Source organism: uncultured Lentibacter sp. (assembly GCF_937123735.1).
In the GTDB taxonomy this organism is placed as follows: Bacteria; Pseudomonadota; Alphaproteobacteria; order Rhodobacterales; family Rhodobacteraceae; genus Lentibacter.
This window is the reverse complement of record NZ_CAKZKL010000014.1, coordinates 18,689-39,286: the sequence shown is the minus strand read 5'-3', so window position 1 is coordinate 39,286 and position 20,598 is coordinate 18,689. Positions and strand designations below refer to the sequence as shown.

Genomic DNA, 20,598 nt, shown 5'->3' with positions numbered 1-20,598 from the left:
AACGCGGCCAATACCAGGCCGCCATCTGACAGATCGGTGCAGGCTTTGATCAGATCACGGTTGTCGCGGATGAAATCACCGTTGCGACGCTCGGCCGCCAAATCGACCGCAGGTGCATCGCCATCTTCGCGATTGAACACTTCATAAAGCAACGCGGACTGACCCAGGTGGCCTTGGGTGTCTCCCACGACCAAAGCGACGTGACCATCACGTGCCCGACCAAGGATCGGCTCTTCACCTGCTGCGATCAGCCCCACCGCGCCGATTGTCGGTGTTGGCAAAATGCCTTGACCGTCGGTTTCGTTGTAAAGCGACACATTGCCGGACACGATGGGCATGTCCAGTGCTTCGCAGGCGCTTCCGATGCCCTGAAGCGCGCCAACGAACTGACCCATGATTTCGGGCTTTTCGGGGTTGCCGAAGTTCAGGTTGTCGGTTGTCGCCAGCGGTTTCGCGCCAACGGCACACAGGTTGCGGAACGCTTCGGCCACCGCCTGTTTGCCGCCTTCGACAGGGTTCGCCTTGACGTAACGCGGAGTTACGTCCGAGGTGAAAGCCAACATTTTGTCGGTGCCGTGAACACGGATCACACCCGCGCCCCAGCCTGGACCTTCGACTGTGTCGGCCATGACCATGCTGTCGTATTGTTCGAACACCCAGTTGCGGGCGCAGTAGTTCGGGCTGCCCAGCAGCGCCTTGAGTGCGTCGATCGGATCAACGGCGGGCACGTCGTCCAGTGCCGCTGGTTCCTCAGACGGAACCCAGGGGCGGTCATATTCGGGCGCAGAGGAAGACAGACGCGACAGCGGCAGATCGGCTTTGACGTCGCCATTGTGGACGATCAGGAATCGATCTTCGGCAATTGTTTCGCCGACGATTGCAAAGTCCAGATCCCACTTGTCGAACACCGCGCGCGCCTCGGTTTCTTTGGCCGGGTCCAGAACCATCAGCATCCGTTCCTGGGATTCCGAAAGCATCATTTCGTAAGCGGTCATGTTCGCTTCGCGCTGCGGCACCTTTTCCAGGTCAAGCCGGATGCCCAACTTGCCTTTGTCGCCCATTTCCACGGCCGAACAAGTGAGGCCTGCAGCCCCCATATCCTGAATCGAGATCACGGCACCGGTCTGCATCAGTTCAAGGCAGGCTTCCATCAGGCGCTTTTCGGTGAAGGGGTCACCGACCTGAACGGTGGGGCGCTTTTCTTCGACCGGGTCGCCGAATTCAGCCGACGCCATGGTCGCCCCGCCGACGCCATCACGTCCGGTTTTGGCCCCGAGGTAAACAACCGGGCGGCCGACACCGCTGGCGGCCGAGTAAAAAATCTTGTCGGCATCCGCGAGACCCGCCGCAAAGGCGTTCACAAGGCAGTTGCCGTTATAGGCACTATGGAACCGAACTTCGCCGCCCACTGTGGGAACGCCGAAGCAGTTGCCGTAGCCGCCGACACCTTCGACCACGCCGTGCACAAGTTGGCGCGTCTTGGGGTGATCTTTTTCCCCAAAGGACAGTGCGTTCATCGCCGCAATCGGTCGTGCGCCCATTGTGAACACGTCGCGCAGAATGCCGCCAACACCAGTCGCCGCACCCTGATAGGGTTCGATATATGACGGGTGGTTGTGGCTCTCCATCTTGAAAACCACCGCCTGACCATCGCCAATATCCACCACACCGGCGTTTTCGCCAGGGCCGCAAATGACTTGTGGGCCGGTGGTTGGCAGTGTGCGCAGCCATTTCTTGGAGGACTTATAGGAACAATGCTCGTTCCACATTGCGGAAAAGATGCCCAGTTCCGTGAAGGTGGGTTCGCGGTTCATGATCCGAAGGATCTCCGCGTATTCGTCGGCATTGATGCCGTGGGCAGAGATAATGTCTTCGGTAATGGCTGGGTCTTGCATCCGGATGTCCCCGTGGGTTGCGCAGATGGCGGCGGTTTAGGCGAAACCGAAGGTGGTGAAAAGACCCGGCGCGGATTTGAAGAGAGTTAAGCGCTTGTTGCGGGCAAAGTTCGGACCGCGTGACCCGGCCTAACCGGGGCGGGCGGCGTTTCGCTCGTGTCGGTTCAGAACCCGTGGCACGACGACCGGTGTGCCAGATGTGTCAAAGAACGGAGAAGTGCGCTTGCCGCCGGACAAACGGGCGCGGAGTATGCCACGCACAATCGACAGATGTGCTGCAAGTACGCCTGTTTCTTTGATGTGGCTGGCCGTGCCGACTGTGTTCACCAGCGCCTTGATCGGACCATACCCGTCTGCGCCGGGCGGCAGGATCGCACCGACAAAGGGTAGGGTCGACGTAGGAAGTGTGTTGGCGATCGGAGTCCCGCAGCATCCGGCATACCAGCGCAGCAGCCCCTTGGGGCCAAGTCGGATAGCGGCGAGATGCTCAAGTCCTTCAAAGAATTCGAAATACGCGGGCAGGGTTTGAAAAATCTCGCTGCCACCATCGGAATCAAGACGCGTGACCTGGTGCTTGAGAAACCGGGCGGCAGTCTGGCAATCCTCGCAATAGCAGACCAGATGTGTGCCTGGGGCTTCGCGAGCGATACGCCAGTGCATTTTTCCGCAAACGCAGCTGTGTGCTCTTTCACCGGTCATGGCAGCTACCCCTCGCAAAAGTGGAAAAAAAAAGGCCGAGCAAAAGCTAGACCGAAGTCCAACAGGGAGGTATGAAGATGACACACAATTCAGCGTTCCATCTCATATGTGCTAAATATGTCAGCAGTCCTCGATATGGCAAGAGGGTTAGCCTAGAACATACGTCATTCCCGCTATGCGTGAGGCGCATGGGTCACACTTGCGTAGACGCCCCAGCCTCGAGTGCTTTGCGGGTCTGACGGTGCGCGAAAATCTCTTCCTGAACGAAATCTCGGAAGGCCGCGATCCGTTTGGATTGCCGTAATTCCTCGGGATAGGCAAGAAAAACAGGTACTTCTGCCGACTCGACATCAATCAGAACGCGTTTGATGGTCGGAAAGTCCTCGATAATGTAATCGGGAAGGACGCCGATACCCAAGCCGGATAGGACTGATTGCAGCACGCCGAAGTAGTTGTTCACGGTCAGGGTCGACTTGACATCATAGGCCAACAGTTGTTGCACCATGATCATCCCGGCACTCACCTGTGCCGCGCGGGGGTTCTGGCAAATGAGCCGATGCTTGGCGATGTCTTCGATCGTTTCAGGGGTCCCGTTCTGCGCCAGGTATTCTGGCGACGCATAGAGCCGCATCCGGATGGACATCAGTTTCTTACGGATCAGATCGGCTTGGCTGGGCTCTTTCATGCGCACAGCGACATCCGCCTCGCGCATCGGCAGGTCAAGCACGCGCTCTTCCAGCATCAGGTCGATGTTCAGATCGGGGTACTTCTCGTACAGTTTCGGCAAGCGCGGAGCGAGCCAGAGTGATCCGAAACCAATCGTGGTGGTCACACGCAATTCGCCAAACACTTCTTCTTCGCTGTCGCGGATGCGTGCGGTGGCGGCTTCTATGCGTTTGTTCATCGACCGAGTCGCATCGAACAGCAATTCACCCTGTTCAGTGAGAATCAGTCCCCGCGCATGGCGGTGAAACAGCACCGTGTTTAGCGACTCTTCTAGGGCCCGAACCTGCCGGGATACCGCGGATTGCGACAGATGCAGCGTGTCCCCGGCATGGGTCAGACTGCCCGCATCGGCAACCGCGTGAAATATTCTGAGTTTGTCCCAGTCCATGAGATACACTTTCAATCGTTAGAACCGGTTTACATGACACAAACCAATATATGAACGACAACTTTCCCCGACACTGAATTTTCGAAAGAAACTTCTAGCAAGGTCAGCATTTATGACCTAAATTTACGATGAAACAAGGGCACATTTTGCGCAGGGAGGCGTCAAATGACCAAAGCCGAGATCACTTTGAACGATCGTTTCGATTTGTCGAAATCGCCAGTTCTTCTGAATGGAACTCAGGCGTTGGTACGCTTGATGCTGATGCAGAAGGCGCGCGATGTAGCGGCAGGGTTGAACACAGCGGGCTATGTCACAGGCTATCGCGGGTCGCCCTTGGGCGCAGTCGATATGCAGATGCATCGCGCGGAAAAGTTTCTCAAAACGGCGGATGTCACATTCAAGGAAGGCTTGAACGAAGACCTTGCCGTTACAGCGCTCTGGGGTAGCCAGCAGGCCGAGTTACGGGGCGAGGGACGCTATGACGGCGTGTTTGGCCTTTGGTACGGCAAGGGCCCGGGGGTCGACCGCTCGGGCGACGCGATGAAACACGCAAACATGGCAGGCACAGCACCAAATGGCGGGGTGCTGATGGCGATGGGCGATGATCATACGGGCGAATCCTCGACCGTGCTGCACCAATCGGAATGGGCGATGATCGACGCCTATATGCCCGTCGTGTCGCCTGCGGGTGTCCAGGAAATCCTCGATTACGGTCTCTATGGTTTTGCTCTGTCACGGTTTTCCGGGCTTTGGGTTGGCCTCAAGACGATGAAAGACACTGTCGAAGTGACCTCCGTGGTCGACGGCCGCCCGGACCGAATGTCGTTCGTACTGCCCGAACTCGACCTGCCGGAAGGCGGGTTGAACATTCGTCTGGCCGACACGCCCCACGCACAGGAAGCGCGGATGATCGACCACAAACGCTTTGCCGCCGAGGCGTTTTCCCATGCCAACAAGATGGACAAACGCGTCTGGGGCAAACCGGGGGCAAAGATCGGGTTCGTTGCTGCAGGCAAAAACTGGCTCGACTTGGTGCATGCGTTGTCTCTGCTGGGCATCGACGCGGCCGAGGCCGAACGGTTGGGTGTGACCACATATAAGGTGGGACAGACTTGGCCGCTCGACATGCGTGGTTTCCACGATTGGGCCGAAGGGTTGGACTTGATCGTTGTGGTCGAGGAAAAGCGCAAGCTGATTGAAGTGCAGATCAAGGAAGCCATCTTTGACGATCGGCGCGGTCGCCGCGTTTGGGGCTGGCACAAGGGTGGGGGGGCTGGCTCTATGCATGGGCCGGAATTGTTCCAGACGCGTGGCGCACTGGATCCAATCCTGATTGCCGAAAAGCTGGGGCAAATCCTGATCGACGAAGGCCGTGACACTGACCGCATCAAGGCCGGGATGCAGGCCATTGACGAAGCAAAGAAAGCCGACAACGCACAAGAGATTGCAGCGCGTCTGCCGTATTTCTGTTCTGGCTGTCCGCACAATTCGTCCACCAAGGTGCCCGAGGGCAGCCGCGCCTATGCAGGGATCGGCTGTCATTACATGGTGCAATGGATGGACCGCAACACGCTCGGCGCCACCCATATGGGCGGTGAGGGTGCCAATTGGATTGGCGAGGCGCCGTTTTCAAACCGGGCGCATGTGTTCCAGAACCTTGGGGATGGCACTTACAACCATTCCGGCATTCAGGCGATCCGCGCGGCCATCGCTGCGGGAACAAATATCACTTATAAAGTGCTCTACAACGATGCTGTGGCCATGACGGGCGGCCAATCCAACGAGGGCGAGCTGGACGCGCCCAAAATTGTGGCCGAGCTGAAGGCAATGGGGGTGAAGGATCTTGCTGTTGTTTATGACGACAAGGAAGATGTCGACATGAAGGCTTTCCCGCAAGGTATTGAAATAAAAGCCAGAGAGCATCTCATGGAGGTGCAGGAGCGGATGGAGAAAACCCCGGGCACCTCGGCGATTGTCTATATCCAGACCTGTGCCGCCGAGAAGCGCCGCCGCCGCAAGCGCGGGCTGTTTCCCGATCCGGACCAGCGGGTGTTTATCAACACCGATGTTTGCGAAGGCTGTGGCGATTGCGGGGTGCAATCCAATTGTGTGGCCATCACCCCTGTTGAAACCGAGCTGGGGCGCAAGCGGGCTGTTGACCAATCGGCCTGCAACAAGGATTTCAGCTGCCTCAAGGGCTTTTGCCCCAGTTTTGTGACGCTTGAGGGCGCGCGCCCCAAAAAGGCGGCCACGGCGACGCTTGAGCTGCCTGACCTTCCAGAGCCTGACTTGCCCAAGATTTCGGGCACCCATAATGTGGTGATCACCGGCGTGGGCGGCACTGGGGTTGTGACCATCGGGGCCGTTCTGGCGCAGGCCGCCCAGATTGATGGCAAGGGGGCCGCCATGATGGAAATGGCCGGGCTTGCCCAAAAGGGTGGCGCTGTTCATATCCATTGCCGGATCGCGGAGCGGCCGGAGGATATTTCGGCCATTCGCGTGGCCACCGGCGAGGCGCATGTGCTGATTGGTGGCGATATGGTGGTGAGTGCGGGGGCCAAAACGCTTGGTCTGACCCGAACGGGGCAGACCGGCGCTGTGGTGAATTCGCACAACACCATCACGGGAGATTTTACGCGCGATACGGAGTTTAAGCTGCCCGTCGAGCGGCTTGAGCTGCAATTGCAGGCGCGGCTGAAACAACAGCTAAGCCTGTTTGATGCCTCTGATCTGGCCAAGGTGCTGTTGGGCGATAGTATTTTCTCAAATATGATGGTCTTTGGCGGGGCTTGGCAGCGCGGGTTTGTGCCGGTCAGCCATGCCGCGATTATGGAAGCGATCACGCTGAACGGGGCGGCTGTTGAGCGCAACCAAAAAGCCTTTGAGATGGGCCGTTGGGCTGTGCTTTATCCGCAAGAGGCGCTTGGCCTCATCACCAAAAAGGACGCCGTGAGCGCGCTCAGCCTGTCTGAAAAGATCGACTACCGTGCCACGCAGCTGAAAGCCTATCAAAATGCGGCCTTGGCGGAGAAATACCGCAGCTTTGTGGCGCAGTTTGAAGAGGAAACGCTTCGGGAGGCCGTGGCCAAAGGCTACTATAAGCTGTTGGCCTATAAGGATGAATATGAGGTCGCCCGGCTCCTTCTGACGACAGCCGAAAAGGCCGCGGCAAGCTTTGAGGGCGATATCAAGCTCAGCTATCATCTTGCGCCGCCGCTTTTGTCCAAGATCGGCCATGACGGGCGGCCGCAAAAGCGGAAATTTGGCGCCGGTATGCAGCGCTGGTTCAAGCTTTTGGCCAAGCTGAAATGGTTGCGTGGCACAGCTTTTGACCCCTTCGGACGCACCCAAGAGCGCCGGATGGAGCGGGCTTTGATTGGGCAATATGAGGCGGATATGCAGCATGTGCTGGCAGAGCTGACGCCGGAGCGGCTCAGCACGGCCGTGGCCCTGGCCGAGTTGCCGCTGAAGATCCGGGGGTTTGGGCCGGTCAAGGCTGAAAACGAGGCCAAAGCCGCCAAAGAACGCGAAGCTTTGCTGGCGGCTTTCCGGCAGGGTGGTAGCCCGGTTTTGCAAGCGGCTGAGTAGCTTTCCTGTCACATGGTTGTCATGTTTTGCGGGCATAAGGAGAGGGCGCACCAGAGAGTGCGCCGTCTCATTGCCGTGACCCAAGATGATCAAACCCTTGCTTTTGCGCCCGAATGCTGCCCGTGATGTGTCCTATGCCCGCTGTGCCAAGACCCGGGGTGGCCGGGCGCTTATCCGGGTGATGGAAAATGCCACTGGGCGGCTCGGGCTGATCCGGCGCGCGCGCGGCTATGAGCTGGATGTCGCCAACGGGCAGGACTTCTGGGATGTGATGGTTGCGCGCTATGGCTTGTCTCTCAATGTGATGGGCGGCGCCTTGTCGTTGATCCCGCAGACGGGGCCGCTCATACTTGTGGCCAACCATCCTTACGGGATCTTGGATGGGCTGATGATGGGGCAGATTTTGCGCCAAACCCGTGGGGATTTCCGTATTCTGGCCAATTCTGTTTTTCACAAGGCGGAAGATATTAACCGGGTTATTTTGCCGATCTCTTTTGACGAAACCAAAGCGGCCATGCGCCAGAACCTGGAAACCCGCCGTGTTGCGCTCGACTATTTGGGCGCGGGGGGCGCGATTGGTATCTTTCCGGGTGGCACTGTGAGCACGGCTGCCAAGCCGTTTGCGCGGCCAATGGACCCGGGGTGGCGCAAGTTTACGGCCCGTATGGTGGCCAAATCGGGCGCCACTGTTGTGCCGGTGTTCTTTGATGGCACCACGAGCCGCCTGTTTCAGATTGCCAGCCATGTGCACTACACCTTGCGGATGGGGCTGTTGATCAAGGAGTTCCGAAAAAGGGTCGATAGCCCTGTCGATGTGGTTATCGGAGCGCCGATTGGAGCAGAGGTGCTCAAGCACTATGCGCACGACAGCAAAGCAATGATGGATTTTCTGCGCCAGTCAACGTATGAGCTTTCTCCAAGGCCTCTCGCGTGCAGCGGGTATGGCCATGAATTTGAAGAGAAACATCGCGCTTGAGGGCGTAAACTATGGCTGTTGGTATTTTTGATTCTGGTCTGGGCGGGCTGACCGTCTGGCAGGCCGTGCGGGCAAGGATGCCCGAGCTGCCCCTGCATTATCTGGCGGATAGCGCCCATGCGCCCTATGGTGTGCGCGACGCAGAGGACATTCACAGGCTGACAAAGCAGGCGGTTGAGCGGCTTTGGGACTCAGGCTGTGATCTGGTTGTTCTGGCGTGCAACACGGCCAGCGCGGCCGCCCTGCGCCGGATGCAGGAAGCGGGCGTGCCCGAGGGAAAACGGGTTTTGGGGGTTTTCGTTCCGCTGATTGAAGCGCTCACCGAGCGCAGCTGGGGCGATAATTCTCCGCCGCGGGAAGTTGAGGTGCGCAATGTGGCCTTGTTTGCCACACCGGCCACTGTTTCCAGCCGGGCGTTCCAGCGCGAACTGGCGTTTCGCGCGATCGGCGTAGATGTGGAGGCGCAGGCCTGTGGCGGGGTGGTGGATGCCATCGAGGATGGCGATATGATCCTTGCCGAAGCATTGGTGCGCAGCCATGTAGATGCGCTCAAACGCAAGATGCCAGCACCGCAAGCCGCCATTCTGGGCTGCACACATTACCCTTTGATGCAGGCGATCTTTCAGGACGCTTTGGGGGCGGATGTGTCAGTCTATAGCCAGCCTACACTTGTTGCTGAGAGTCTGGCGGACTATCTGGAGCGCCATCCACAGATGCGTGGCGCCGGGGAAACCAACCTGTTTCTCACCACGGGGGATGCGCAGCGCGTGTCTGACCGGGCCACGCAATTCTTGCGACGACAGATCACCTTTGAAGCGGCCTGAGCCGCGCGCTGAAAGCGCATGAAATGCTGTTACATTGATAAGAAAGTGAGGGCACCCATGGCCCATAAAATCGCAATCCTTGGTGCTTCGGGCTATACTGGCGCTGAGCTTATTCGCCTTTTGGCCACCCATCCGGCCTATGAGATAGCCGCCTTGGGCGCGTTTTCCAAAGCGGGGCAGCAGATGGCCGATGTTTTCCCGCATCTGCGCCATTTGCGCCTGCCTCAGCTTGTGAGCTTTGATGAGATCGCATTTGACGAGATTGACCTGTGTTTCTGTGCCTTGCCCCACAAGACCAGCCAAGACGTGATCAGCAAGTTGCCCAAACATTTGAAGATTGTTGATCTGAGCGCGGATTTCAGGCTCACGGATCCTGCGGCCTATGAGCAGTGGTATGGCAACCCGCACAGGGCGCGCGCTATGCAGGGCGAGGCTGTTTACGGGCTGACCGAGTTTTACCGTGACGAGATAGCCAAAGCCCGGCTGGTGGCGGGGACGGGCTGCAATGCGGCCACGGGACAGTTTGCGCTGCGCCCGCTGATTGCGGCGGGGGCGATTGAGCTTGAGGATATTATTCTGGATCTGAAATGTGGGGTGTCTGGCGCCGGGCGCGCTTTGAAGGAAAACCTGCTCCACGCCGAGCTGAGCGAAGGCAGCAACGCCTATGCCGTGGGTGGCACGCACCGCCATTTGGGCGAATTTGACCAGGAGTTTTCCAAGCTTGCGGGCCGCGAGGTGAAGGTGCAGTTTACGCCGCATCTCATTCCGGCCAACCGCGGAATTTTGGCGACCGCCTATGTAAAAGGGGATGCGCAAAGAATTTATGACACCTTTGCAAAGGCTTACGAGGACGAGCCTTTCCTGCACCTATTGCCATTTGGCGAGACACCCAGCACGCACCATGTGCGTGGTTCGAATTTTTGCCATATCGGGGTGACGGGTGACCGGATTGACGGGCGCGCGATTGTGATTGCCGCGCTGGACAATCTGACAAAAGGTAGCAGCGGTCAGGCCTTGCAGAACGCCAACTTGATGCTAGGTGAAGAGGAGACGTCAGGCTTGATGGGAGGGCCTGTGTTTCCTTAGAGGGAGAAGGCCATGAAAGGTTTGAAGAAGAAGCGGCGGGTGCAGGTTCTGGCTTTGGCCAGTGTGTCGCTTGTGTTGGCCACGGGGCTGATCGGCTATGCCATGAAAGATGGTATCAATTATTTTCGCGCACCAAGCCAGATTGTCGCTGATCCGCCGCCTGCGAGCGAGACATTCCGCATTGGCGGGCTCGTGGAGGAGGGCAGCCTGACCCGCGGGCAAGGCAAGGCCGTGACCTTTAACGTGACCGATGGGGGCGCCTCGATCAAGGTGAGCTACACCGGTATTTTGCCAGACCTGTTTGAAGAAAACCAGGGAATGGTGGGCACAGGCAAGCTGCAAGACGGGGTGTTTGTTGCCTCTGAAATTCTGGCCAAACACGACGAAACCTATATGCCCCGCGAAGTGGTTGACGCGCTGAAAGAGCAGGGCGTTTACCAAGAACCGAACGGTAGCTAAGCAGCACTTTAACCATTTTTGACAAAAGCTTTGCGCAGGTTTTGCGGAGAGTTTTTATGAAAACGGTTGAGGAGATTGCCAGAGAGATCGTGGCCCGCGAGGGCGGATTTGTCGATGATCCGGACGATTTGGGCGGAGCGACAAATTTCGGTGTCACCCTGAAAACCCTGCGCCATCTGGGGTTGGATCTCACCCGGGATGGGCACATTGATGTCGCGGATGTCTTGGCGCTGAACCAGCAGGATGCGGTGGATATATTCATCAAGCACTATTTTTATGCGCCCCAGATCCATGAATTGCCTACAGCGCTACAGGCGACGGTGTTTGACATGTATGTGAATGCCGGGCGCAACGCGATCAGTATCCTTCAGGATGTGCTGGGGCAAATGGGCTACCCTCTGACCCGCGATGGTATTCTTGGCCCGGCCACCCGCGCCGCCGCGCAAGACGCTGCGCGCAAAGGGGCCGCGCGCCTGGTGGATGCCTATGGGATTGCGCGGCGCGAATATTATTTTCGTATCGCAGACCGGCGCGCGCAAAACCGTAAATTTGCACGCACCCGCCGCGGCACCAAGGGGGGCTGGATTTTGCGGGCCGAAGAGTTCATCAGCCCGGCCTACCACCTGACGCCAGAAGAATTTTCGGATCGGACAGCATCATGGGCCTGATAGAGCGGATTTTGTCACTTGTCTTTGGCGATGGCCGAAACCTTCTCAAGGAGACAGCGGAAGTCTTTCGTGAAAACAGCGAAGCACAAGCCGGCCGCGATGCCATCTTGAAAGCGGCGGCGTTCCAACAGTTTTCGGCAGAGTTTGGGAAAAAGAGCGCGGGCCGGTTTGACCGGGTCCTTGACGGATTGAACCGCTTGCCCCGCCCGCTCTTGGCCTTTGGGACCATTGGCCTGTTTGTCTCGGCGATGGTCTCGCCGGTCTGGTTTGCCGAGCGAATGCAAGGCATTGCGCTGGTGCCCGAACCCTTGTGGTGGATATTGGGCGCGATCATTTCGTTTTATTTTGGCGCGCGCCATCAGGCCAAGGGACAGGCATTTCAAAAGCAAATGCTCCAATCCCTGCCAGATGTGTTGGGAATCTCCCGCGAGATAGAAGCTGGCCGCGCCGGCACGCGCGATGATCTGACGCGCGATCTGCACATTGGGCCACGCGGGCAGCCTCTCAACGGCGCGCTCAATGATTGGCACAACGGTCAAGCCGATCAGGGCCGCTAAGCGCGACAATGTGAACAGATAAATCTGCCGATTATGATTGGCGCGCGGCTGAGAACTGTCTAGAAATGGCGTATGGTAGCAGAACTCGGACATTTCACCCTTATTCTCGGATTTATCGTCGCGCTCTTTGTGACGGTTGTGCCCCTGATCGGCGCATATAAGCGATGGCCCGGCTGGATGGGCTTTGCTGAAAACGGCTCCAACGCGCTCTTTCTTCTGACGGCCACCTCCTTTGGCGCGCTGACCTATTCCTTTTTGGTCTCAGATTTCTCCGTCAAGCTGGTGTGGCTCAACAGCCATACGGCCAAACCGCTGCTCTACAAGCTCACCGGCGTTTGGGGCAACCATGAAGGGTCGATGCTGCTTTGGGTGTTGATCCTGACCCTCTTCGGGGCCATGGCGGTCTGGTTTGGCAACGGTCTGCCGCCCACTTTGCGCGCGCGCATCCTTGCGGTTCAGGCGTCGATCACAGCGGCGTTCATGGCTTTTGTGCTGTTTACATCCAACCCCTTTTTGCGGCTGGATCCTGCACCTCTCAATGGCAAGGATCTGAATCCCCTTCTGCAAGATCCGGGTTTGGCCTTCCATCCGCCGTTTCTCTATCTTGGTTATGTCGGGCTTTCGATGGCCTTCAGCTTTGCTGTTGCGGCGCTGATCGAAGGCCGGGTTGATGCGGCTTGGGGCCGCTGGGTGCGCCCCTGGACACTGGCGGCCTGGGTTTTTCTCACCATCGGGATCGGTCTTGGCTCTTGGTGGGCTTATTACGAGCTGGGTTGGGGCGGATTCTGGTTCTGGGACCCGGTTGAAAACGCAAGTTTCATGCCCTGGTTGTTGGCCGTCGCCTTGTTGCATTCGGCGATCGTGGTGGAAAAACGCGAAAGCCTGAAAAGCTGGACGATCCTGCTGGCGATCATTGCTTTCAGCTTCTCGCTGCTTGGCGCGTTTATCACCCGCTCCGGGATCATCACCTCGGTTCATGCCTTTGCAACAGACCCAGAACGCGGTGTATTTCTTCTGCTGATAATGGGCGTTTTCACTGGAGGCGCGCTTGTGCTCTATGCGGCCCGTGCGGGCGTGATGGAGGCCAAGGGCGTTTTTGGTGTGGTGAGCCGGGAATCGGCTCTTGTGGTGAACAATATTCTGCTGGCCGTGTCGGCGTTTGTTGTCTTCATCGGCACGCTCTGGCCGCTCTTTAGCGAGATGTTCTTTGACCGTAAGCTGTCGGTGGGAGAACCGTGGTTCAATGCTTCGTTCACGCCTTTGATGGTGTTGCTCGGGCTCGTGCTGCCCCTTGGGGCAATGCTGCCGTGGAAGCGTGGCAAGATCGGGCGTGTTGCGCTTCAGCTGCGTCTTGGGTTTGTGCTGGCGCTTGCGCTTGGCGCCCTGTTTTGGGCTGTCCAGACCGGGCGCTCAGCGCTTGGGCCGGTTGGCCTGTTCCTGGGTGCGTGGCTGATTGCCGGGTCTGTCACAGATCTGCTGAGCCGGGGCCGCAAAGGCGCCCGCTTGCGCCGGCTTGCCACTCTGCCGCGCGCCGATTGGGGCAAGGCTGTGGCCCACGCCGGATTGGGCGTCACGATGGCGGGGATTGCCGGTCTTCTGGCGTGGCAGCAAGAGGATATTCGCGTTTTGAAAGACGGCGAAGGCTTTGAGCTGGCGGGCTATCAGCTGGTTTTGAACGGGGTTCAACAGGTTGAGGGGCCCAATTACATCTCGACCATGGGGGATGTAACGCTGCTGCGCAACGGGCGCGAGATTGCAACCTTAAACCCGGAGAAGCGCGTTTATCCAGTGGCCGGGATGCCCACGACCGAGGCGGCCATTGATATCGGCTTTTGGCGGGACGTCTATGTCGTTGTCGGAGACCCTCAGGTGGGCGGCGGCTGGGCGTTCAGGACCTATTACAAGCCGCTCGCCAATTGGATCTGGGGCGGTGCGCTTCTCATGGCGCTTGGCGGGGCTTTGAGCCTTTCAGACCGCCGCTATCGGGTGGCGGCGGGCGCGGGGCGCAGCCAGCCCCTTGCAGGGGTGGCGGCAGAATGAGAGTTTTATGTCTCTGTCTGGCGCTTCTGGCCGCGCCGGCTTTTGCGGTGCAGCCTGACGAAGTTCTCAGCGATCCGCGCCTGGAGGCGCGGGCGCGCGAGCTCAGCAAGGAATTGCGCTGTTTGGTGTGCCGCAACGAGAATATTGATGACAGCAACGCCGAGCTGGCGCGGGATCTTCGGCTCTTGGTGCGCGAAAGGCTGGTTGCGGGGGAAAGCGATGATGAGGTCCTGGATTTCATCGTGAGCCGCTACGGCGAGTATGTCTTGCTCAACCCCACCAAGGCGGGCAGCAATCTGATCTTGTTTTACGCCGGGCCTGCGATGTTGTTGTTTGCCGTGTTCATGGGTGGGCTATACCTGCGCGGGCGCGCCCGGGCCACGCCGGAAGGCACCCAAGACTTGAGCGTGGATGAGGCCAAGCGGCTTGAGCAAATTATGCGCGATTGACGCCCGGTTCCGCTTTTCAAAGCGGCGGCGTTGGGCGTAGGGTTGGCTGCGCAAACACGAGAGATTTCATGGATTATCAAACCATCACCTATGAACTGAACGCCGCTGGCTATGCTGTGATCGGCTTGAATCGGCCTGATAAAATGAACGCGATGACGGCCCAGATGCGGGCGGAAATTCCTGCCGCTGTGCGCGCTGCGCTCACGGAGGGCGCACGGGCGATTGTGCTGACAGGCCATGGCGGGGCTTTTTGCTCTGGTCAGGACTTGGGGGATGGGGGCAATGCGGCCCATATTGATCTGGAGCGGGTCTTGCGCGACGAATATAACCCGATGGTCAAGACCTTGGTGGATGCGCCTGTGCCGGTGATTTCGGCAGTCAATGGAGCTGCCGCCGGGGCTGGCGCCAACCTTGCCCTCGCGGCTGATGTGGTGATCGCTTCTGAGAGCGCCTATTTCTTGCAGGCGTTCTCGCGGATCGGACTGATTCCGGATGCTGGCGGCACCTATTTCCTGCCCCGGCTCATCGGCGGGGCCAAGGCCATGGGGGCGGCTCTTTTTGCAGAAAAGATCAGCGCAAAAGAAGCCGAACGCATAGGCCTGATTTGGGAGTATGTGGCAGATGAGAGCTTTGAAAGCCATTGGCGGGCGCGGGCGCAGGCGTTGGCCGCCGGGCCGACAGAAGCTTACAAGCGGATAAAAACCACCCTGCGTGCCAGCCTGGACAACGGGTTGGAGGACCAGCTCAACCTTGAGGCGCAAGAACAAGGGCGCGCAGGCAAGAGCCGGGACTTCAAAGAAGGCGTGCTGGCGTTTCTGGAAAAACGCAAGGCCCGGTTTGAAGGGCGCTGATCCGCAGGTGGCGCGAGAGCTCAAAGCCCCGTGCATCATGGAGATTGGCAATCAGCTGGCCGTTTGCACGCAGCTCTGTCACGCGGGCGCTGCGCGGGTGTGCCTCCAGATGGGGCGGCTCTGAGGGATCTGCGCAGTGAAACACGAGCAGATCCTTGTCGCCCTCAAAACCAAAAATCTCGGCGGGAGGCTCTTGGAGAGCCTTGGGAAGAGTGCCCCTGGCTTGGGCATGTTCCCCAGCCTCGGCGGTTTGGGGGCTCAGGCGATCCAGCATCAAGACAAGCAGCAATCCAAGCAGCATGGTCAGGGCGACAAATAGCATGGTCTGTCCTTTTCTATCCTTCCGCCAGCCAAGCTGACGCAAAATAGATAGGATTTCCTTAAAACCACCGGCTTCTTTAGCCTTGATTTGCCTATTTCAAAAAAAAGACCCGCCAAAGCGGGCCTTTTCCTAAATCTGGGAATACGCGCCTCAGTTGCGCTCTTCCACGTCCACATAGCTGCGCTCGGTGGCCCCGAGATAGAGCTGGCGCGGGCGGCCGATTTTCTGTTGCGGATCTTCGAATTGCTCTTTCCACTGCGAGATCCAGCCCACTGTGCGGGAGAGGGCAAAGATCGGCGTGAACATGGAGGTGGGGAAGCCCATCGCCTCCAGGATAATACCTGAGTAGAAATCCACATTTGGGAAGAGCTTTTTCTCGATGAAATAGGGGTCATTGAGCGCCACTTGCTCAAGCTCCTTGGCCACTTCCAGGATCGGGTTGTTTTCCACGCCGAGCAGCTCGAGCACCTCGTCGGCAGACTGTTTGAGCACCTTGGCGCGCGGGTCAGTGTTCTTGTAGACGCGGTGGCCAAAGCCCATCAGGCGGAACGGATCATTCTTGTCCTTGGCGCGGGCGATATACTCGGGGATACGGTCTTTTGAGCCAATTTCCTTGAGCATTTCGAGGCAAGCCTGGTTGGCACCGCCGTGGGCAGGCCCCCAAAGACAGGCGATCCCGGCGGCGATACACGCAAACGGGTTGGCCGCGGAAGACGAGGCCAAGCGCACTGTCGAGGTAGAGGCGTTTTGCTCATGATCGGCGTGCAGCGTGAAAATGCGGTCCATCGCGCGGCTCAGGATCGGATCGACGTTATACTCCTCGGCGGGCACAGCGAAGCACATGTGCAGGAAGTTTGACGCGTAATCAAGATCATTGCGAGGATATACAAAGGGTTGCCCGATTGAATATTTATAGGCCATGGCCGCGATGGTGGGCAGTTTGGCGATCATGCGGATGGAGGCCACTTCGCGCTGCCACTCGTCGTTGACATCGGCGCTGTCGGCATAGAAGGCGGACATCGCCCCAACCACACCCACGAGTGTCGCCATGGGGTGGGCGTCGCGGCGGAAACCGCGGAAAAAGTTGTGCATCTGCTCGTGCACCATGGTGTGGCGGGTCACACGGCCCTCGAAATCTTCGAGCATGGCGGCGGTGGGCAGTTCACCGTAGAGCAGCAGGTAGCACACTTCAAGATAGTGGGATTTCTCTGCGAGCTGGTCGATCGGGTAGCCGCGGTGCAAGAGCTCGCCCTTGTCGCCGTCAATGAACGTGATGGTGCTCTCGCAGGAGGCTGTCGAGGTGTAGCCAGGGTCATAGGTGAACACACCCGCCTGCGCATAGAGCTTGCGAATGTCGATTACATCAGGGCCGGTTGTCCCTGAATAGATTGGCAGCTCAAAGCTTTTTCCATCAATCGTAAGCGTCGCGGTTTTGGTGCTGTCAGTCATCTTGGCCTCATCCTCCAAAGTCTTGAGCGCGCATCGCCCAAGAGTGTCATATCGTGTCGAACTTTAGAGATCGTAAACACCTCTAAGTCGCAGCATCTTGTATACGGGCGATCGTCTCGTCCGGACCAAGAACCAGCATCATATCAAAAACGCTGGGTGTTGCGGACCGTCCGGCAAGGGCTGCGCGAAGCGGTGCTGCAAGCTTTCCAAACTTGGTGCCTTTCTGTTCGGCAAAGCCGTTGAGAAGGGTCTCCAAATCCGTTCTGCTCCAGCTAGCATTTTGCAGATGCGGCGTCAATTCTTTCAGTATGCCACGGGATACAATATCAAGAGCAGAGGCGGCTTTTTCATCCGGTTGAATGGGGCGTTCAGCAAGGATAAACTCTGCCTTTTCAATGAGTTCAACGTATGTCTTCGCGCGCTCTTTGAGCTGGGGCATGGCCGCTTGAAAAAGCGAAATTTTTGCCGCGCTCAGCGGTTGTTCGCCTGAAATGGCGCGGAAGGCTTCCAGATCATGCAGCAGTGCAGCATCTTCGGTTTGGGCAATATGCTGGCCACAGAGATTCTCCAGCTTCTTGAAATCAAACCGCGCCGGTGATTTGCCGATTGCACCGATATCAAACCACTCAAGCGCCTGATCATCGGTGAAAAATTCGTCATCGCCATGGCTCCAGCCCAGGCGCGCGAGGTAGTTGCGCATCCCGGCGGCCGGGTAGCCCATTTGCTGATACTCCTCAACGCCCGTCGCCCCATGGCGTTTTGAGAGTTTCTTGCCATCGGGGCCATAGATAAGCGGGATATGGGCGTAAACCGGCAGCGGCCAGCCCATGGCCTCATAGATCATCATCTGGCGTGCGGCATTGTTGAGGTGGTCATCCCCCCGGATCACATGGGTGACCCCCATGTCGTGGTCATCCACCACCACTGCGAGCATGTAAACGGGCGTGCCGTCAGAGCGCAGCAGGATCATATCGTCCAGCTGTTCATTCTGGATGGTGACAGGGCCTTGCACCTCGTCGCAGATCACAGTTGTGCCGCTGCGCGGCGCCTTGATGCGGATGACATGGGGGCCCTCTGGGTGGCTCTCCGGGGGGGCATCTCGCCAGGGCGAGCGGTAGTGGGTGCTTTTCCCGGCGGCGCGGGCCTCTTCGCGGAAGGCGGCAATTTCGTCTTGGCTGGCGAAGCATTTGTAGGCCTTGCCCTCTGCGAGAAGCTGGTGGGCCACCTCGGCATGGCGGGCGCTGCGGGCAAACTGGCTGACGGCCTCGCCATCAAAGTCAAGCCCGAGCCAGGCCATGCCGCGCAGAATGGCGGCGCTGGCGTCTTCGGTGGAGCGGGCGCGATCTGTGTCTTCGATCCGCAGCAAGAACTTGCCGCCGCGGCCCCGGGCATAAAGCCAGTTGAAAAGCGCGGTGCGGGCGGTTCCGATGTGCATGAAGCCCGTGGGCGAGGGGGCAATGCGCGTGACGACGGGCTTTGACATGGGAATTAACCTTTCAGTAACCATGGGGTGGCTAGGATTTGCGCCTGTCTAACTATCTCGTGGGGTGAGGACAAGAGATGGCGCTGTTGGCCCGTTTGGAGCAGGTGCTGCTGGCGCAGCGCGGCGCGGCCTATCCTTGGGCGCCTGTCTGTTTGGCGCTTGGAATCGGGCTTTATTTCCAGCTTCCCCAAGAGCCGGCGTTCTGGGCCTATGCAAGCGCGTTTGGGCTTTGCCTCGGGGCATGTTGTCTCCTATTTATCTGGCGCAGCGCCTTTGCGCCGCTGATTTGGGCCCTTTTCCTCGCCTGTGCAGGATTTCTTGTGGCGGGGGGGAAGGGGTGGTGGGTTGAGGGGGCTGTGTTGCAGGGGAGATATTATGGCCCGGTGGAGGGACGGGTTGTGTTAATGGACCGTTCGGCCAGCGGGGCGCTGCGACTCACCCTGGATCGCGTGGTGCTGGAGAACATGGCACCGCAGCAGACGCCGCGCCGGGTGCGCATTTCCTTGCATGGATCCCCGCAAGCGCCGCTGGCGGGCGCGCCGCGCGCGGGCAGCACCGTTTTGATCACCGCCCATCTGAGCCCGCCAGCCGGCCCCGTGGAGCCGGGCGGGTTTGATTTTCAGCGCCATGCCTGGTTTCAACAGCTGGGCGGGCTTGGCTATAGCCGCACGCCGCTGATGACCCTGAGCCCGCCAACACATGGCGCGCTCATCAGTCGGGCGCGCTATGGGTTTGCCGATTTTGTGCGCAGCCAGATCGCGGGAGAGCGCGGGGCCTTTGCCGCCACCATCATGGCGGGGGACCGCTCGGGGATGTCGCAGCTCACCGTGGACACCCTTCGGCACACCAACTTGGCGCATTTGCTGGCCATTTCGGGGCTGCATATGGGGCTGCTGTCGGGGTTTGTGTTTGCGTCCTTGCGCGCGGCGCTGGTTTTGAGCGCGGGTTGGGTGCACCATTTGCCGGTGCGCCGCACGGCGGCTTTGGGCGCTTTGGCGGTATCGTTTTTCTATTTGCTCCTGTCGGGGGGCTCAGTGGCCACGGAGCGGGCCTTTGTGATGGCGATGGTGGCGCTTGGGGCGGTGTTCTTTGAGCGCCGGGTTTTGTCTTTGCGCGCGGTGGCCACGGCGGCGCTGATTGTGTTGCTCTGGCAGCCGGAGGCTTTGCTGGGGCCGGGGTTTCAGATGTCTTTTGCGGCCACCACGGCATTGGTGGCCGTGTTTGGCGCCATGCGGCGTTACGACCTCTGGCCCAAGCGGCGATGGGCCCGCCCTTTGGTCGCCCTGTTCGTCACCTCCAGCGTGGCCGGTCTGGCGACAGCGCCGATTGCGGCGGCCACCTTCAACCTGTTTGCCCATTATGGCCTGATTGCCAATCTGCTGGCGGTGCCCTTGATGGGGGCGGTGGTGATGCCGGCGGCGGTGATTGCCTTGTTGTTATGGCCTCTCGGACTGGCGTGGATGGGCTTTGCGCTGATGGAGCTGGGGATTGCCTGGATACTGGCGGTGGCGGCGTATTTTGCCGCCCTTGAGGGCGCGCGCGGGATGGTTGCGGCCCCGCCGGAGGGGGTTTTGACGCTTATGGCGGCGGGGGCGCTGTTTCTGGTGATCTGGCGCGGGCGCGCGTGCCTTGCCGGGATCTTGCCGATTCTGGCTGCGCTCTGGCTCTGGGGGCAGGGAGCCCGGCCGGACCTTTTGATTTCGCAGGATGGCAAGCTTGTCGGGCTTATGGGGGCGCAAGGGCGGGTTTTGAGCGCCGCCAAGGGCAGCGGATTTGTGGCCCGCAGCTGGCTTGAAAAAGACGGGGACGCCCGCGCCCAGGCACTGGCGGCGCAGGGTTGGAGCGCGGCGAGCACAGAGCCTGCCAGCGGGCGGCGGATCATCCATGCGCGCAGCAAGGCGCAGGTGGCGACGGCCGACTGTGCGCCGGGAGATGTGCTGGTGGTGGCCGGACGCTTGGAGCGGGCCGTGCCCTGTTTGAGCTTTGATCTGGAGCGGCTCAAGGACACCGGCGCTGTGGCGCTCTATTTTGAGGGCGCAGCGCAGGTGCGGATCCGCAGCAGCAAGGCCGAGCTCGGGCAGCGGCGCTGGTCGCGCTGAGGCGCTCACCGCAGAAGGCAGCGCTCTTGGCGGCCTTTG

The 20,598-nt window shown here is 59.3% G+C and carries 17 protein-coding genes; 11 read left to right on the top strand and 6 right to left on the bottom strand.

The annotated features are described in order from the left end of the window. The 3 genes from purL to Q0478_RS04410 all read right to left on the bottom strand — a co-directional run. Positions 1–1,895: phosphoribosylformylglycinamidine synthase subunit PurL (purL, locus tag Q0478_RS04420; RefSeq protein WP_298676598.1), on the bottom strand; the 1,895-nt coding region annotated here is incomplete at its 3' end. 129 nt (positions 1,896–2,024) lie between these two features. Then, positions 2,025–2,594 carry a DUF6151 family protein gene (locus Q0478_RS04415; RefSeq protein ID WP_298676596.1) on the bottom strand — a complete coding sequence of 190 codons (570 nt, stop codon included), beginning with the start codon at positions 2,592–2,594 and terminating at the stop codon, positions 2,025–2,027. 193 nt (positions 2,595–2,787) lie between these two features. Beyond that, the gene (locus tag Q0478_RS04410) at positions 2,788–3,708 is read right to left on the bottom strand and encodes a LysR family transcriptional regulator (protein ID WP_298676595.1); all 921 of its coding nucleotides are present in this window, start codon (positions 3,706–3,708) and stop codon (positions 2,788–2,790) included. Between the two features lie 165 nt (positions 3,709–3,873). Here Q0478_RS04410 and Q0478_RS04405 point away from each other — a divergent pair, with 165 nt between their 5' ends. The 10 genes from Q0478_RS04405 (at position 3,874) to Q0478_RS04360 (ending at position 15,206) form a co-directional block, all read left to right on the top strand. Beyond that, on the top strand, positions 3,874–7,296 hold the full coding sequence (locus Q0478_RS04405) for an indolepyruvate ferredoxin oxidoreductase family protein (RefSeq protein WP_298676593.1): 3,423 nt from the start codon (positions 3,874–3,876) through the stop codon (positions 7,294–7,296). A 97-nt stretch (positions 7,297–7,393) separates the two neighbouring features. Next, on the top strand, positions 7,394–8,272 hold the full coding sequence (locus Q0478_RS04400) for a lysophospholipid acyltransferase family protein (RefSeq protein WP_298676599.1): 879 nt from the start codon (positions 7,394–7,396) through the stop codon (positions 8,270–8,272). 11 nt (positions 8,273–8,283) lie between these two features. Further along, positions 8,284–9,096 carry a glutamate racemase gene (locus tag Q0478_RS04395; protein WP_298676591.1) on the top strand — a complete coding sequence of 271 codons (813 nt, stop codon included), beginning with the start codon at positions 8,284–8,286 and terminating at the stop codon, positions 9,094–9,096. A gap of 57 nt (positions 9,097–9,153) precedes the next feature. Beyond that, entirely contained in the window at positions 9,154–10,182 is a 1,029-nt protein-coding gene (argC, locus tag Q0478_RS04390) for an N-acetyl-gamma-glutamyl-phosphate reductase (protein WP_298676589.1), read from the top strand. 12 nt (positions 10,183–10,194) lie between these two features. Then, positions 10,195–10,641 (top strand): cytochrome c maturation protein CcmE, encoded by a 447-nt coding sequence (gene ccmE / locus Q0478_RS04385; RefSeq protein WP_298676588.1) that lies wholly within the window; start codon positions 10,195–10,197, stop codon positions 10,639–10,641. Positions 10,642–10,697: 56 nt separating this feature from the next. Beyond that, positions 10,698–11,309, top strand: a complete 612-nt coding sequence (locus Q0478_RS04380) for a holin-associated N-acetylmuramidase (protein ID WP_298676587.1) — start codon at positions 10,698–10,700, stop codon at positions 11,307–11,309. Continuing rightward, the gene (locus Q0478_RS04375) at positions 11,300–11,866 is read left to right on the top strand and encodes a holin family protein (RefSeq protein ID WP_298676585.1); all 567 of its coding nucleotides are present in this window, start codon (positions 11,300–11,302) and stop codon (positions 11,864–11,866) included. Before Q0478_RS04380 ends, Q0478_RS04375 begins: the two co-directional genes overlap by 10 nt. A gap of 72 nt (positions 11,867–11,938) precedes the next feature. Continuing rightward, on the top strand, positions 11,939–13,906 hold the full coding sequence (locus Q0478_RS04370; RefSeq protein ID WP_298676583.1) for a heme lyase CcmF/NrfE family subunit: 1,968 nt from the start codon (positions 11,939–11,941) through the stop codon (positions 13,904–13,906). Beyond that, positions 13,903–14,355, top strand: a complete 453-nt coding sequence (locus tag Q0478_RS04365; protein ID WP_298676580.1) for a cytochrome c-type biogenesis protein — start codon at positions 13,903–13,905, stop codon at positions 14,353–14,355. The genes Q0478_RS04370 and Q0478_RS04365 overlap by 4 nt, the downstream gene beginning before the upstream one ends. Positions 14,356–14,423: 68 nt before the next feature. Further along, positions 14,424–15,206, top strand: coding sequence for an enoyl-CoA hydratase-related protein (locus Q0478_RS04360; protein WP_298676579.1), 783 nt, complete (start codon positions 14,424–14,426; stop codon positions 15,204–15,206). Here Q0478_RS04360 and Q0478_RS04355 read toward each other — a convergent pair. The 3 genes from Q0478_RS04355 to gltX all read right to left on the bottom strand — a co-directional run bounded on the left by Q0478_RS04355 (position 15,148) and on the right by gltX (position 18,460). Beyond that, positions 15,148–15,528: a hypothetical protein gene (locus Q0478_RS04355; protein ID WP_298676577.1), complete on the bottom strand. Its 381-nt coding sequence runs from the start codon at positions 15,526–15,528 to the stop codon at positions 15,148–15,150. The two genes, Q0478_RS04360 and Q0478_RS04355, sit on opposite strands and share 59 nt — an antisense overlap. Positions 15,529–15,678: 150 nt before the next feature. Next, a complete protein-coding gene (locus tag Q0478_RS04350) occupies positions 15,679–16,977 on the bottom strand; it encodes a citrate synthase (RefSeq protein WP_298676576.1) in 1,299 nt (432 codons plus the stop codon). Positions 16,978–17,059: 82 nt separating this feature from the next. Further along, positions 17,060–18,460: a glutamate--tRNA ligase gene (gene gltX / locus Q0478_RS04345; protein WP_298676575.1), complete on the bottom strand. Its 1,401-nt coding sequence runs from the start codon at positions 18,458–18,460 to the stop codon at positions 17,060–17,062. Between the two features lie 77 nt (positions 18,461–18,537). Between gltX and Q0478_RS04340 the strand changes: the two genes are divergently transcribed. Beyond that, complete coding sequence (locus tag Q0478_RS04340) at positions 18,538–20,559, top strand: ComEC/Rec2 family competence protein (RefSeq protein ID WP_298676574.1); 2,022 nt, start codon at positions 18,538–18,540, stop codon at positions 20,557–20,559. Positions 20,560–20,598: the final 39 nt, after the last annotated feature.